Source organism: Adhaeribacter aquaticus DSM 16391, assembly GCF_000473365.1.
GTDB classification, from domain to species: domain Bacteria; phylum Bacteroidota; class Bacteroidia; order Cytophagales; family Hymenobacteraceae; genus Adhaeribacter; species Adhaeribacter aquaticus.
The window spans coordinates 2,304,877-2,320,014 of sequence record NZ_KI421517.1; the positions used below are offsets into that span (position 1 = coordinate 2,304,877).

Consider the following 15,138-nt stretch of genomic DNA (forward strand, 5'->3'; position numbering starts at 1 on the left):
AAGGAGGGTATGCATAAACATTGCAAACTAAAAAGCAGTGGCGGGTGGAAAAATTGACACTTCACTGTTCGAGTGGTCAGCGAGTTTGAAGGGTCTTGACTTTTTTGCTTCCTTTTTGTGTCAAGACAAAAAGTAAGGCCCAGCCGGCGAGGCGAAAGTAAACGAGTTAGAATCGCCTAGCCCATTAGCCGCAAACTCCTATTTAACTGACACTAAAACTGGTTGCAATTCTCCTTCTGCTACAGCGATATTCCCTAAAGAAGCATCCATTTCAGATTGCGCCTCCGCTTCATGGGCTTTGCTAAATTTCACCAGAAAGGAAGTAAAGGAAACCGCTATTACCACGCAACCAATAATGAATAAGGCATCGCTATAAGTAAGTGTTTCTTCTTTTAACAAGAAACCCGCTAATACGGCGCCTACGTTACCACCTGCTCCCACAATACCCGAAACCGTACCGATAGCTTTTTTATTGATGAACGGCACGACCGAGTAAGTTGCCCCTTCTGACATTTTTACAAACAAGCTAAAGAACAACATGGAGGCAATAGCAATTGGCAACACAGTCATTTGAGAGAATAAGATCAGCGCAATACCTTCCATAAATAAGGCAAAAGCTAAAAATAACACCCGTCCTTTTAAGCCGTACCGGATACCGGCCTTATCACCGAAGTAACCACCAAGCGTACGGGCGAAAATATTCATCATACCAAACAATCCAGCAATTAAACCAGCTGTTTCCAGGTTCAGCTTAAACTTATCGAAGTAGTAAATAGCAGCAATGTTATCGATGGTGATTTCAATACCGAAGCAAGCCCCGTAGATTAGGAATAACATCCATACCCGTATATCTTTTAAGGCTTTCCAGAAAGCACCTTTTGCTTCGGCTGCTTTCATCCGGAATTCGGGGTCATTTTTTTTCAGGTCAGTAACGTTACCTTCCGGCGTATCGGTGGTTACGAAATAATACGCTAAACCCATCAGGAATAACATCACGCCCGGTACCACCATAGCTAAGCGCCAGGCAGATGTTTCTACAAATCCCAAGCCGACAAATCCGGCAAATATCATTGGCATAATGATCTGAGTGGCCCCACCACCCATGTTGCCCCACCCGGCTGTAGTGGCATTGGCAGTTCCGACTACATTTGGTGCGAACATCATGGAGGTGTGAAATTGGGTAATCACAAAAGAAGCGCCGATGATACCAATGGCTAACCGGAACAACATAAAGGTTTCGTAACTATTGCTCAGCCCCACCAGCATTACCGGCAACGAACCAATGAGCAAGATAAACGTGTAGGTAATGCGGGGGCCGAACTTATCGCAGAGCCAACCTATCAGCAGGCGGGCAAAAATGGTAATGGAAACTGAGCAGATAACAATATTACCTATCTGAGCTTTAGTAAGAGCAAACTCTTCGCGGATAATTGGCATTAAGGGGGCAATACCAAACCAACCGAAAAAACAAAGGAAAAAAGCGAACCAGGTGGTATGAAATGTTCGCATATGAGGTTTGCCAAAGCTAAAAATTTTGATTTTAGTGGCTTTCCCAATTTTGGTATCTTTTATTACTTGCATGGCCGAAATATTAAGCTGTAAAAAGAAGATTTTGGAATGAATTATTAATTATGCAGCTGTATCTGAATCAACAGGGTTATTCTTTAATACCGATGTAAACAAAACCATTTTCTACTTTTACCGGGTAGGTCTGAATCTCGTAGCACTCGCCATTCAGGTTTTCGCCGGTAATAAGTGAAAAAGTCTTTTTATGGTAAGGACAGGCTACTTTGGGTTCGCCACACTGGTCGCCTACCATGCCGCGGGCTAATATCATTTGCTGCTTATGCGGGCACATGTTTTGGCAGGCATACCACTCATTGCGGCGGGCAAAATAAAATACTGCAATTTGCTGATCCTGGTATTTCACGCAGGCACCGCCATTTTCAGGAAAAGCACTTACTTCAGCGGCTTTAAACCATGTTGTTACCTCTGATAAGCTGGCGTCGGAATTTTGTGCTTGTATCATGACTTTAGTGTTGATTTTTTTAAACTTAGGAAAGGGTTAGCCTGGGGCAGCTGTTTTAGCTGCCCAGAATTCCATTTATCTTGTATTATTCTTATTTAACTACTGGTACAACCTGGCCCCGCTCCTGGCGGAATTTGATGGTTGGATCTGGCTCCGGCGTGTTAATAAAGTGCTGGAAGCGTTTGCGTAATTCTGGGTTATTTACAACTTCTTTCCACTCGCAGGCATAGGTCTCAATCATAAAAGCCATTTCGCGCTCCAGGTCTTCGCAGATACCTAAAGAATCTTCTATAATAACCTGACGCAGGTAGTCGATACCGCCCTCCATTTTATTTAACCAGGTGGAGGTTCGGTTTAGCGGCTCCGCAGTTTTGATGTAGAACATCAGGAACCGATCCAGGTATCTTAAGCAGGTCTCTGTATCCAGGTCCGTGGCGAACAATATGGCATGTTGTGGTTTAGCTCCCCCGTTGCCGCACACAAATAAGTTCCAGCCTTTTTCGGTAGCAATAATACCAAAGTCTTTCGATTGAGCTTCGGCACATTCGCGCACGCAGCCTGATACACCACCTTTTAATTTATGGGGAGAACGGATGCCCCGGTAGCGTTCTTCTACCTGAATAGCAAAGCCCACTGAATCGTGTAAGCCGTAGCGGCACCAGGTGGAACCCACGCAACTCTTAACGGTACGCAAGCTTTTGCCATAGGCGTGCCCACTTTCGAAACCGGCATTTACCAGTTCTTCCCAGATATCCGGTAACTGATCTATCCGGGCACCAAACATATCAATACGCTGACCACCCGTAATCTTGGTATATAAGCTATACTTAGCGGCTACCTGACCGATTACAATTAATTTCTCAGGGGTAATTTCACCACCCGGAATACGTGGCACAACCGAATAAGTACCACCTTTCTGGATGTTGGCTAAATAGCGGTCGTTCGTATCCTGAATAGTAGCTTGTTTAAGGATAAGCTCGTTCCAGGTGCTGGCCAGTATAGAAGCTACAGCTGGTTTACAAACTTCGCAGCCATCGCCTTTGCCGTACTGATCTAATAACTCATCGTAAGTACGGATGTTATTAATTTTTACAATATCTAAAATCTCCTGGCGGGAGTAAGAAAAGTGCTCGCACAGTACTTTTTTAACGTCTTTGCCTTGTTCTTTTAAAGTAGCTGTTAATAAATCGCCTAACATGGGCACACAGCCACCGCAGGAAGTACCGGCTTTGGTGCATTTTTTAATGCCGGCAACATCGGACAATTCATCGCTTACAATGCTGGAGCAAATAGTGCCTTTGGTTACGTTTTCACAGGAACAGATAGTCGCATCTTCCGGTAAACTCATTACGCCAGCACCAGCTGGTTCGGCACTGCCGCCCCGGGCACCTAGAATCAGGTCTTCAGGGTTTGGCGGTAATATGATTTTGTTTTTAGCCGTTTGCAGCAACATGTTGTAACTGGAAGCATCGCCTACCAAAATACCACCTAATAAGTATTTACCATCTTCCGAAACGTTAATGCGCTTGTAAATACCTTTTACTTTATCTTCGAATACAATTGGATGACCTTTGGTTTCGGTGCAGAACGGATCGCCAAAGCTGGCTACGTCTACCCCAATCAGTTTCAGCTTAGTAGACATATCGAAACCGGTAAAGGATTTTTCGCCGCCTATTAAGTTCGTTACCACTACTTCGGCCATTTCGTAGCCCGGCGCAATTAAGCCGTAAATCATGCCTTCGTGCAAAGCAGATTCCCCAACAGCAAAAATATCAGGATCAGATGTCTGCAATTGATTGTTTACTTCAATACCGCCTCTAGGTCCAACGGCTAAACCAGCTTTACGGGCTACTTCGTCGCGTGGCTTAATACCAGCCGAAACAATAATCATATCCACCTCCAGCTCTGAACCATCGGCAAAGGTCATTTTGTTAACGGCTTCTTCTCCCAGAATAGCAGTTGTACTTTTTTTCAGGTGAATGCTAATACCCAGGTTCTCCAGCTTTTTCTTTAAGGTTTCGGATCCAGCCTCATCTAATTGCCGCGGCATTAACCGGGGAGCAAATTCGATTACGTGGGTTTCTAAGCCCATATCCACGGCAGCTTTGGCAGCTTCCAGGCCTAAAAGACCACCTCCTATAACCGCTGCTGTTTTAGCTTTTGGTGCATAGGCCAGCATAGCTTCCAGGTCTTCAATAGTCCGGTAAACAAATACACCTGTTTTTTCTACGCCATTAATAGGCGGCACAAATGCTCCTGAACCGGTTGCTAATACTAATTTATCGTAGGCAAAAATCTCACCTTTATGGGTAGTTATGGTTTTAGCCACCGGATCCACATCCGTAACCAATTCGCCTAAATGTAGCGTTATGTTATTTTGCTCATACCAGGAAATGGGTGCCATGGTCAATTCCTCGGCCGTAGTTCCGGAAAAGTAAGCACTTAAATGAACCCGGTCGTAGGCTGGTCGCGGCTCTTCTCCAAAAACAGTAATAGCAAAAGCGCCAGACTGATTTTTAGAAACTAATTTTTCGCAGAATTTATATCCTACCATTCCGTTGCCAACAACAATAATTCTTTGCGGAGGTGTAACTAAGCTGCTCATAACTTTAGGCTTTAGCAATTTTGAATATTTTACCTGAAACTTTATTTACTCAAAACAAGGGGTCCTTTCTAATTTTACCACATTTTATAAAAACACCCTAAAATTGGAGGGGCTTTACTTCAAAACGAATACAAAATATTAAGTCAGGCCTTATTTTTTATGTCTACTTGAGTAAAATTACTCTTTTATACGTTTTAAGCCTAAATTTTAAACCACTTTTTCATAAAATTTATATTTTCAATAAAAAGCCTTTCATTTTTTGAGCCTCCATGAAAATTTTTTATAAAAAAAGCCTGTAAGGTGAAAAATATTAAAACCAATATTTTCACCCTACAGGCCAATAACCCTACAATCCCTTTGCCTTGACCAAAATATGCTAACAGGTAAAGAGAAAAAACAAACTATTACTACCCAAGTGGATACACCATAGGTAACTCTTCTACTATTTACTAGATCCTAAAGCTTTTATTTCAACAGAAAGGACTTTACTAAAATAAATCTCTCTAAATCACCACCTTTCTAAATACTATACTTTTTCAGCTCCTTTAAATAAAGAAAACAAGAACCAGAAATTAAATTCACCACCTAACTACTCAAAAATCACGCTGAAGCACTGGAATAATTAAGTAGAATTACTCAGGTTTAAACTTTTATTTTAAACTTAAAATAAATACTAATAAGTATCTAAAAGTAAACGTCCATTACACCATCCACACTGGGAACAAGAGTAAAAGCATTAGGCTACCTCTACTTTGGGCCCCTTATAAAACTCTTTTTCATCAATAGAAACTTTATCCATCAGTAAACTGAGCAGCCTTTCCCGGATAATCTTATATTCGGGCATACCCACAATATCTTTTTTATTCCGGGGCCGCGGCAGGTGCACCTCCTCTATTTCCCGGATAGTTGCTGCCGGACCATCCGACATAACCACAATTTTATCCGAAAGAAAAATTGCCTCTTCAATATCATGCGTTACCATCATAATTGTTTTGCTGCGGTTTTCCAGGTTCCAGAGCTTTAACAATTCAATATGCATAGAGCCTTTGGTAAGTGCATCCAGGGCCCCAAAGGGCTCATCCAGCAATAACATATCGGGGTTTATGGCAAAAGCCCGCGCTATGGCTACCCGCTGCTTCATACCGCCGGAAATTTGCTTAGGCAACTTCTCACGGTGCGTAGCCAGCCCTACCATCTGAATATATTTTTCAGTGATTTCTTTCTTCTCTTCTTTGGTTTTATTCTTTAGTGCTGCATCTACCGCCTCAAAAATATTTTGATATACCGTTAACCAAGGCAATAATGAATAATTCTGAAACACTATTCCACGGTCGGGGCCCGGCCCTTTTACCGGAACACCATTTACCGTAACCGTTCCTTTAGACGGCGCAAGCATTCCTCCAACCGCATTCATAATGGTAGATTTCCCACAGCCCGAATGACCGATAATCGAAACAATCTCTCCTTTTTCAATCTGCAGATTTACATTCTTTACTGCCGTAAACCTACCCTTTGGCGTAGAGAAAGAAATTTCCAAATTATTTATATCTAAATACATATTATTCTGAATTAAACTGTAATTACTATAAAACACTTTTAACCTCCACAGGACCTGTATTTACCTCAGGGCCAAGCTTATAACTTGGTTAATTATTATAAGAAAACTTCTTTTCTAACAAGGAGAATAACTTATCTAATAACAGCCCAACCATACCAATAATCAGAATAGCAGAAATTACTTTTTCCAGACTCAAAGCATTCCAGCTATCCCATACAAAAAAGCCAATACCCTGGCCGCCCGAAAGCATTTCGCCGGCTACAATTACTAACCAGGCCACACTTATACTTAAGCGCAAACCCGTAATAATGTGCGGCAAACTGTATGGAATTAGAATTTTTGTTATGTATTTCCAAGTTGAAAAACCAAAAGCTTTGGCTACATTTTTATGATCGGCAGGAATAGTACCTACTCCAAAAGCTGTGTTTATAAGCGTAGACCAGAGAGAAGTAATAAAAATTATGAATATGGTAGCCGTACCAGCTGACTGAAAAATAGTTAAACCAATAGGAAACCAGGCCAACGGTGATACCGGTTTCAGAATTTGTACTATCGGATAGAATAATTTATTGCAGAAAGTATTTGCGCCCATTAAAATTCCGATTGGAATAGCTACCAACGAACCTAACCCAAAGCCTATAAACACCTTCCCTAAAGAACTAAAGAGCTGCAAAGCAATACCTTTATCGTTCGGGCCGTAATCGTAGAAAGGATCGCGAAACATTTCCCAAAGCACCGATAGGGTAGCAAAAGGACCCGGCAAGGCACCGGCCGTAAGTTTACTGATAACATACCAAACCCCTAACAAAATAGTGAAACCACCCAGGGTAAAAGCTGCCGACTTAGCTGAACCTGCTATTTTATTAAGAATAGGCTTAACCAGGAATTTGTTTTCAAGATCAGCAGAAGACTCTAATGGTAATACTGGAGAACTAGTTTGCATACTCATATCTTTAATTTTTATTTTGTTCCTGACACAAGCTCAAGCCTGTGTCAGGATTATTTAGTTTTACAACAACTTCAACTACTACTTATTTTTGAGCCATAGGCCCCGCCGGATTATTCGGATCAAAAGTGACTTTATCTAAATCAATGGTAAATGGCTTCATATCATCTTCCGGAACAGCAACTCCCATTTCTTTAGCTACTTCTGCATATAAGTCCTGTATTATTAACTTATCAGCAATGGTTTTATAATCTGGCACTTCTTTTAAGTACCCAAAGCGCACGTACTGATTCATGTACCAAATACCATGAGCCTTACGCGGATAGTTTACAGCACCTTTATTATGAAACACCATATAATCATTTTTATAAGTATGCTTACCCAGGTTAGCTCCAAGGTCATAATCTCCCATTAGGCGAGTTTCAATTTCCTTTGCCGGCGCATTTACGTAAGAGGCTCTACCAATAATTTCAGCAGCCTCGGTTCGGTTTTTTAGGTCATCTAACCAGATAGACGCCTCCATAATTGCTTTCATTACTTTTTTAAGATCTTCGCGGCGGCTTTCGCTGAATTGCTTGTTAACCACCAGCGCTTTTTCCGGATGGTTTTTCCAGATATCCTGGGTTGCTAAATGCGTAAAACCAATGCCTTGCTTAACTGCTACCTGGTTCCAGGGTTCGCCAACGCAAAAGCCATCCATGTTACCTACCTTCATGTTAGCTACCATTTGTGGCGGCGGAATAGTAATAATTTTCACTTTGTTCTGATCTACTTTAGCCGCCGCTAACCAATACCGCAACCAGATATCATGGGTACCACCCGGGTAAGTCATGGCAAAGGTTAATTCTTTTTTAGCCTGCATCTGATTTACCGCAGCAGCTATTCCATCCAGTTTCTGAAAACCAACTTTGCTGGCAAAATCATTAGACAATGTAATAGCCTGTCCGTTATTGTTCAGAATCATGGCAATTTTCATTTCAGAACCTGCCTTACCACTCACACCAGTGTAAACCGAGAATGGCATTCCGAATAAACAATGCGCCCCATCCAATTCACCGGTTAATATTTTATCGCGCACATTAGCCCAGGAAGCTTCTTTGGAAATCTGTACATCTACTCCGTACTTTTTAAACAAGCCTTTTTCGTGCGCAATTACCAGAGGCGCACAATCGGTTAGCGGAATAATACCTAAGGTTATTTTTTTACCAGTAACCGGCGCTTCAGCGGTTTCCGGGGCTGAAGCATTTTCAGCAGCGGCACTTTTAGAACCGCAGGACGAAAGCGTAGCGGAGCTCACGACTGCTAACAGCAGCGCGAACCAAAAAGAAAGGATTGCATTAATTGGTTTCATTTTTTATAACAATTTGGATTTTACTTTCTGAAAATTTTAGACGTGTTGCACCAGGCATTATCTTTTACAGACATGCTAAAGCAAGAATTTCAGGGGATAAATTATTTAGAAAGGAAGTTGGGTTTGATATTAATCATTAAATAAGCCCAGTTTGCCTGCAGATCAGGATTAGACACATTTTTCACTCCTACCGAAGCCAGGGAAGAAGTAGCAAACATAGTAGCATAGCCAGCTTCAATATTTACCACCTTTGTTAGGTTAGCACTCAAAACCAAATCCAACTCGGTTCCAAAATTACGATCCAGGGTGGTGCCCTCGCTGTTTACTATATTATTAGAAGCTCTAAACTGATGCGCATCTAATGATAAAACAACATTGTCTTTTAGCTTGTACCGGGACTTTAAGTAGTAATTAACCAATCCACTTCTGCCAAAACCGTCAGCTACATAAAAGTAATCCATCAACCCCCAGAATTTATGGGGCGTACCATACAATGGATCAAACCGGCGATTTACCCCATCGGTATTTACCGGGTTGTTTCCGGAAGTGTAATCTATACCAGGACCAACACTTAATAATGGAGTAACAGCATACATAGCTGCGGCTGATACCAAATGAGCTGCTAACTTGGCACCATCTTTATCTTTTCCGCGCTGGATATAAGCACTACCCGTAAAGTTTAATTTCTTTAACGGCGACACTGTTAGATAAGTCCCCGTAGTAACCCTGCTCCAAACACCCGGATCTGACACCCGAGCTCCACTTACCAGGCGGTATTTATTAAAATCATCTTTTAAAGCTAAAAAGGAAACATTACCGGTTTTTAATTTACGACCAGCATACAAAAACTGCATAGTTTTATACAATGCCCCAATACCGTTGGTACCAGCTATATAACCGGTTGGCACACCATTATATACCGTCCCGATTTTACGTTCCTGGTTTTGGTTATAAGCTATTCCCAAATGACCTATCCAACCATTATTTTCCAGCTTTAATAAAGCCAGGTCATGCCGGCGTCCTTGCTGCAACCAATCCAGATTACCCAGCAATCTCGAATCATCATACACCAATTCCTGCCGACCAACTTTTAAGGAAAAATTATCAACCGTAGAACTCGTATCTAAAAGAGCCACTTCACCCCAGGCTTCATGCACCATTAAACCATCATTTGCATCCAGTGTTATTCTATTAATACTAGAAGCATCCTGTCCCCAAACCCGCACATCCTGAATAGCAGTAAACAATTTAAAACGATACCCGCCATAGCCAAAGCCTAAACGGGTGCGTTGAGAGGTAAAAAAAGCAGATTCTGCTCCTTTTGGAGACAATGTACCCTGCCCGTCGCGAAGCTCAGACCGGGTACGAAGCTGACCGGAAACAGAAAATTGCGCATGTGCTGTACCACAGAACAGAAATCCGAGCACTAGCCCGCCAATAAGTTGGCTGCGTAACTTTTTTTTCATAAATTTGAAATGGTTTAGGTTAGAAATAATTTGAACTGAACACTTTTTTCCTGCCCTGAAGGATTGGCCGATCTTTCAGGGCATTTTTATTTTAAAGAGTCTAAAATCAACAAGCCCCCTCCCATTAGAATACTTAAATTTTGTAAATACTCTTAATCTTGAGCAGGTAGGTATATTTTTAAACCTTATCTTGAGTAATATTACTTATTTTTATATTTATCACCTAAATTTTAAAGTAAATTTTTATAAAATTTATGTTTTTAACCAAAATACTCATATTTTTGAAGGTAGTATTAAAAATTAATCAAATTTTTAATATATTTATTAAATACTTCTTAATTACAATTTCACCAGGATTTACGCCTATTACTATTAAAATCAATACCTTAGGAAAAAGCCTTAAAAATTCACCTTTACATAAAGTTTAACTTAAGGGCAGGAGCAAGAAGAAAAACGCAATAAAAGAGCCTAATCCTTTCATTTTAAAAATTTACTCAATTAAGTATATATGCTTATTTAAATCGGGAACACCTTTAATTAACTCAACTAAGCTTTACCATATAATAAACACCAAGGCAAAAGGAATTTCAAGTATTTATCTATAGAGTAAAACAAAATCTGGTAATTCTCACCCTACTACTTCAATTCAATTAACTATGTCCCAGGTTGCCAATCCACATATTGCTAAAAAAATTACCTGGCTTTATTTACTAGCCCTTACCGCTGTTGCTTTATTAACTATAGGTGGGCAATTACTGGTACAGCGTTCCTTAAGAAGACAACAGAATGACTCCCGGGTAGTAAACATTGCCGGCCGGCAACGGATGCTCAGCCAAAAAATATCTAAAACAGTACTTCTGCTGCAAAATCACCCTGATAGCACCCAAGCCTCTATATATGTAGCCGATTTAACAGAAGCACTGGATTTATGGAAGAAAAATCATGACGGGTTAAAGGACGGTTATTTAGCCTATGTACAAACCCCAGTACATAATAGCGCCGCTATAAGCAACATGCTGACTCAAATAGATCCACTCTTTCAGGCTATTTACACGAATGCCCGATTTATAAGCAGTTCTTACAAAGCAGAAAAGCTAAAAGCCTTACCAGCTTTTTCAAAAGAAAGCCAATTTATTTTAAGCAATGAAAGACTCTTTTTGAAAGGCATGGACCAAATTGTATCGCAATATGATATAGAGGCTACCAATCGGGTGAATTACTCCCAGAACATAGAATATATCTTATTGTTTTGCACCTTAGGCATCTTACTATTAGAAGGACTTTTTATTTTCCGACCAGCCGTAAATCAAATCCAATACACGATTGGCTTATTAATAAACTCGGAAAGGAGAACGCAAAAAATAAACGAGGAACTGGTTCAGGCCAATAAGTCTTTAGAGGAAACCCGGGAAGCCTTACTGGAAGCCACGAACCAAAAGTATTTGCAACAAATGAATGAGCAGAAATTAAGAGCTGCTTATTTAATTGAGGGGCAGGAAGAGGAAAGAAAACGCGTAGCGCGCGAAATACACGATGGGCTGGGCCAAATGCTAACCGCACTAAAATTTGGTATTGAAAGAATTGGCGACAACCTGAATGATTCAGAAACAGCCCGTAACAACATGGCAGGCCTTCAAGATTTAATTTCCCAAACAATTTCGGAAGCCCGCACAATTTCCTTTAACCTCATGCCAGCGGTCTTAAGTGATTTCGGGATTTCTTCTGCCTTAAAACTACTAACCGCCCAGGTAGCAGCTAATGCCAATGTAAATGTCACTTTTAACACCAACTGGAACGGTAAACGCTTACTTAAAAACACCGAAATCGGGTTGTACCGGGTAAGCCAGGAGGCTTTGCATAATGCAGTTAAATATGCGGGCGCCAAGGACATTACGGTGGAATTATGGAGCAAGAAAAAATACCTGCACTTAACCATAGCCGACAATGGCAAAGGGTTTAAACAGGAAAGGCTAGCCGCCCAACCCAAGAAAACAGGATTAGCCCACGGCATCAGCAATATGAAAGAAAGAGTTTCTATGATAAACGGCGAAATAGAAATAAACTCCAAAGCCGGAAAAGGTACCCAGATAAATGTAAAAGCACCACTCCTATAATTATAATATGAACAAAATTAAAGTATTACTTGCCGACGATCATTTTATAGTACGCAATGGTATCAGGTCTTTACTGGAAGGCCTGACAGATGTAGAAATTGTGGGAGAAGCGCAAAATGGCGCTGAAGCCATTGCCATGGTACAAGAACTCTCTCCGGATGTACTTATGATAGACATTGCCATGCCTGTTATGAACGGCCTGGAAGCGACTGCCCAGATAAGCAAACAATACAAGCAAACAAAGGCTTTAATGCTATCTATGCACAACAACGAAGACTATATATTAAAATCAGTAGAAGCCGGGGCTTATGGCTACTTATTAAAAGACAGCACCCGCGACGAAATGTTGCGCGCTTTACGAACGGTAGCCAATGGCGAAAAATACTTCAGCCCTTCCGTTTCAAATATTATCATCACTTCCTATCTGCATAAAGTAAACAAACCCGACAAACCAATTATTAAAAAAGCTAAGCTTTCCAGGCAGGAAAAAGCTATTCTTAATTTTGTTATAGATGGGTTAAACAGCCGGGAAATTGCAGAAAAGCTTGAATTAAGCGTACGAACCATAGATAATCACCGCGCCAACATGATGAAGCGCTTAAGGGTTAAAAATGCCGTAGAACTGGTAAAGAAAGCCTTAGATGAAAAACTATTATAATAAACTTTCAGCTAATACATATAAAAAGAGAAGCCTGATGTGGTAGCATCAGGCTTCTCTTTTTATATGTATTACTTTAATTAGTTAACAGATGCCATCCAGCTGGCTTTCTTCGGCTCTACTGGTGCAGTTAAATTAATGTACAAAAATTTATTATTGTGTGAATAACCTTCGTTCCAACTTTCCTTGTAAGGCATAGTAACCATGTCCGCTTCTTCAAATAAGAATTTCTTTGCTTTCTCAGTTTTTACTCCGGTTTTTTCTACACTATTAACGTACATATAAATTTAGTTTTGGTTTATTATTTATAAGAACTAGAATAACTTTTATACTGTAAAAACCGAAAATTTGTTGTAGCTGTTGTAGCCTTACTCTCAGTCATATAGCTTACAACAAAGATAGAGGAATAATTCACTTCATTGAATAATTTTTGATGTTTTTCCCTATATTTTATAAAAATTACAGATAAACACGTACTTTATTAAAAGATATAAGTAAAAATACTTAAATCATATTAAATACGTATTTTTCCCAAAATATAAGTTACCCATAACACTTATGAGGTAATTCCAGCTAATACCAGCCCCACTAAAAAGAAAATTCCGAAGGTATTTAATTAACCTTTATTTAGTTAATTAAACTCCTTCGGAATTAAGCAAGCCATACAATTTTGGCTTAAAAAACCTTTAAATTTTATTTGTAATACCCGGATGGTACAAAAGAGAAATGACGACTAAAGTTCTTTAGCTCCTCCTCCAGTGTTGTGGGTACATACGTACTTATTTCATTTAACTTACTTTGTGGATTAACAAATAAAGTTCTTGACTTCCGGTCCTGCAGAATATACAGCATTTCCAAGTCCGGATAAATACCTTTCAACGCATCAGCTACTTCCAGTACACTTAAGTTTTTATCCACTAAATTAAACGTACCCGATTCCAGATTATCATGTTTAATGATATTGGCTAAATCCTGGCTTACTTTATCTATATGTACAAAAGCCCGCTGCTGCTTACCGTTTCCTTGCACCGTTATCCGGTTGTTGTAGTGGGCATCAAACATAAATTTGTTAATTACAGCATCGAACCGTAGGCTGCGGCTATACCCATACACATTGCCACACCGGATATTATATACTTTCATCCGATCAGTTAAACGCAACATCATTTTTTCGCCGTTAAACTTCGAAATACCATAATAGGTACGCGGCTGCGGCTCCGTATTTTCCTCTATTTGTTCCTCATTCGCTCCATAAACAGAAGTAGAGCTTACATAAACTAATTTTTGCACACTGCTTCCCTCCAAAGCATAGCTTAATTCAGCCGTGCCCCAATGGTTTACCTGCTCAAATAAATGCGGATCGTCGTTGGAAAAAGTAGTTAAAACTTTTGCTGCCAGGTGGTATACTACATCTACCTTAGCCACTACTTTACGGAGTTTATAAGAATCTAAAATATCGCCCATCACAAACCGTACGCGGTTATCAGCTAATTTGCGATGCCCAATAAATAAGTTAAAATTTTTCCGGATCAGGTTATCGTAAATAATGACCTCTTCTACTTCCGGGTTTTCAAGAAGCTGTTGAATAAGTTCGGTGCCGATATAACCGGCACCGCCTGTTACTAATATTTTCATTTTTTATTTTTGGATGAGTTGGGTGTGTAACCCACATTCGGTTTTGTTCATGCCGGCCCAGCGGCCACTGCGATCGTCCAGAAGAGCGTTCACATCTATTTTACGGGTACAAGGTTCGCAGCCAATACTTAAATAACCTTCGCTTTCCAGCGGATGTTTAGGCAATTTAAATTCCCGAATGTAATCGTACACCATTTTACTGGTCCAGTTTAACATGGGGTGAAACCGGATTACGCCGTTAGGTGCTTTTTCTTCCCGCTTCATAGCAGCCCGCACTTTACTCTGGTCGCCCCGCACCCCGCTTATCCAAACATCGTTACTTGCCAAAATAGGCTCTAACGGTTGTATTTTATTTAGGTAGCAGCAGTAGTCCGGATCGGAGGTAAACAACAAGCGCCCGGCGGCATCTTTTTGCTGATTACGCGGCACTGCTGAGTACAAATCGGTAATATTCAGGCCTAGTAAATCCTGCACCTGCTTCCGGAAACTTAAGGTTTCCGGGAAATGGTAACCAGTATTTAAAAAATAAACCGGCACATCGGGGGCTACCCGGCTTATAATATGCAACAAAGGCATACTATTGGTTTGCAGCGAAGACGAAGCAAATACTTTAAGACCACGGTCTTTGTAGCCGTCTAAGTCCTTTTTTATCTCCTCTACCAAACTATCAAACTGACTCATAATTCTTCTCCTTTAAGATTCCCTTCAACGGAATTGGATGTTCAATAAATTTATTATACAAAATTATCTTGTTCCGGGAAACTGGATAGGTTTAA

12 protein-coding genes are annotated in these 15,138 nt (G+C 40.5%); 2 read left to right on the forward strand and 10 right to left on the reverse strand.

Going from position 1 to position 15,138, the window contains the following annotated elements; translation table 11 throughout:
• Positions 1 to 198 precede the first annotated feature (198 nt).
• The 7 genes from ADHAQ_RS0112225 to ADHAQ_RS0112260 form a co-directional block, all read right to left on the reverse strand.
• A complete protein-coding gene (locus ADHAQ_RS0112225) occupies positions 199 to 1,581 on the reverse strand; it encodes a NarK family nitrate/nitrite MFS transporter (RefSeq protein WP_051359881.1) in 1,383 nt (460 codons plus the stop codon).
• Positions 1,582 to 1,657: 76 nt separating this feature from the next.
• Positions 1,658 to 2,029: a nitrite reductase small subunit NirD gene (nirD, locus tag ADHAQ_RS0112230; RefSeq protein ID WP_026463182.1), complete on the reverse strand. Its 372-nt coding sequence runs from the start codon at positions 2,027 to 2,029 to the stop codon at positions 1,658 to 1,660.
• 91 nt (positions 2,030 to 2,120) lie between these two features.
• Positions 2,121 to 4,634, reverse strand: coding sequence for a nitrite reductase large subunit NirB (nirB, locus tag ADHAQ_RS0112235; protein ID WP_034256790.1), 2,514 nt, complete (start codon positions 4,632 to 4,634; stop codon positions 2,121 to 2,123).
• A 736-nt stretch (positions 4,635 to 5,370) separates the two neighbouring features.
• Complete coding sequence (locus tag ADHAQ_RS25505) at positions 5,371 to 6,192, reverse strand: ABC transporter ATP-binding protein (RefSeq protein ID WP_051359882.1); 822 nt, start codon at positions 6,190 to 6,192, stop codon at positions 5,371 to 5,373.
• 88 nt (positions 6,193 to 6,280) lie between these two features.
• On the reverse strand, positions 6,281 to 7,141 hold the full coding sequence (gene ntrB / locus ADHAQ_RS25510) for a nitrate ABC transporter permease (RefSeq protein ID WP_084523835.1): 861 nt from the start codon (positions 7,139 to 7,141) through the stop codon (positions 6,281 to 6,283).
• Positions 7,142 to 7,223: 82 nt separating this feature from the next.
• The gene (locus ADHAQ_RS0112255; RefSeq protein WP_034256792.1) at positions 7,224 to 8,489 is read right to left on the reverse strand and encodes a CmpA/NrtA family ABC transporter substrate-binding protein; all 1,266 of its coding nucleotides are present in this window, start codon (positions 8,487 to 8,489) and stop codon (positions 7,224 to 7,226) included.
• 101 nt (positions 8,490 to 8,590) lie between these two features.
• Positions 8,591 to 9,955, reverse strand: coding sequence for an alginate export family protein (locus tag ADHAQ_RS0112260; protein ID WP_051359883.1), 1,365 nt, complete (start codon positions 9,953 to 9,955; stop codon positions 8,591 to 8,593).
• Positions 9,956 to 10,611: 656 nt separating this feature from the next.
• On the opposite strand from ADHAQ_RS0112260, the gene ADHAQ_RS25515 reads away from it, so the two are divergent.
• Together ADHAQ_RS25515 and ADHAQ_RS0112275 are read left to right on the forward strand one after the other, a co-directional pair.
• A complete protein-coding gene (locus ADHAQ_RS25515) occupies positions 10,612 to 12,069 on the forward strand; it encodes an ATP-binding protein (RefSeq protein WP_034256793.1) in 1,458 nt (485 codons plus the stop codon).
• A 7-nt stretch (positions 12,070 to 12,076) separates the two neighbouring features.
• Positions 12,077 to 12,727 (forward strand): response regulator transcription factor, encoded by a 651-nt coding sequence (locus ADHAQ_RS0112275; RefSeq protein WP_026463186.1) that lies wholly within the window; start codon positions 12,077 to 12,079, stop codon positions 12,725 to 12,727.
• Positions 12,728 to 12,807: 80 nt separating this feature from the next.
• Here ADHAQ_RS0112275 and ADHAQ_RS0112280 read toward each other — a convergent pair whose 3' ends face one another.
• The 3 genes from ADHAQ_RS0112280 to ADHAQ_RS0112290 form a co-directional block, all read right to left on the reverse strand.
• A complete protein-coding gene (locus tag ADHAQ_RS0112280) occupies positions 12,808 to 13,008 on the reverse strand; it encodes a hypothetical protein (protein WP_026463187.1) in 201 nt (66 codons plus the stop codon).
• Positions 13,009 to 13,420: 412 nt separating this feature from the next.
• A complete protein-coding gene (locus tag ADHAQ_RS0112285) occupies positions 13,421 to 14,362 on the reverse strand; it encodes an NAD-dependent epimerase/dehydratase family protein (RefSeq protein ID WP_026463188.1) in 942 nt (313 codons plus the stop codon).
• 3 nt (positions 14,363 to 14,365) lie between these two features.
• The gene (locus tag ADHAQ_RS0112290) at positions 14,366 to 15,043 is read right to left on the reverse strand and encodes a phosphoadenylyl-sulfate reductase (RefSeq protein WP_026463189.1); all 678 of its coding nucleotides are present in this window, start codon (positions 15,041 to 15,043) and stop codon (positions 14,366 to 14,368) included.
• Positions 15,044 to 15,138 lie beyond the last annotated feature (95 nt).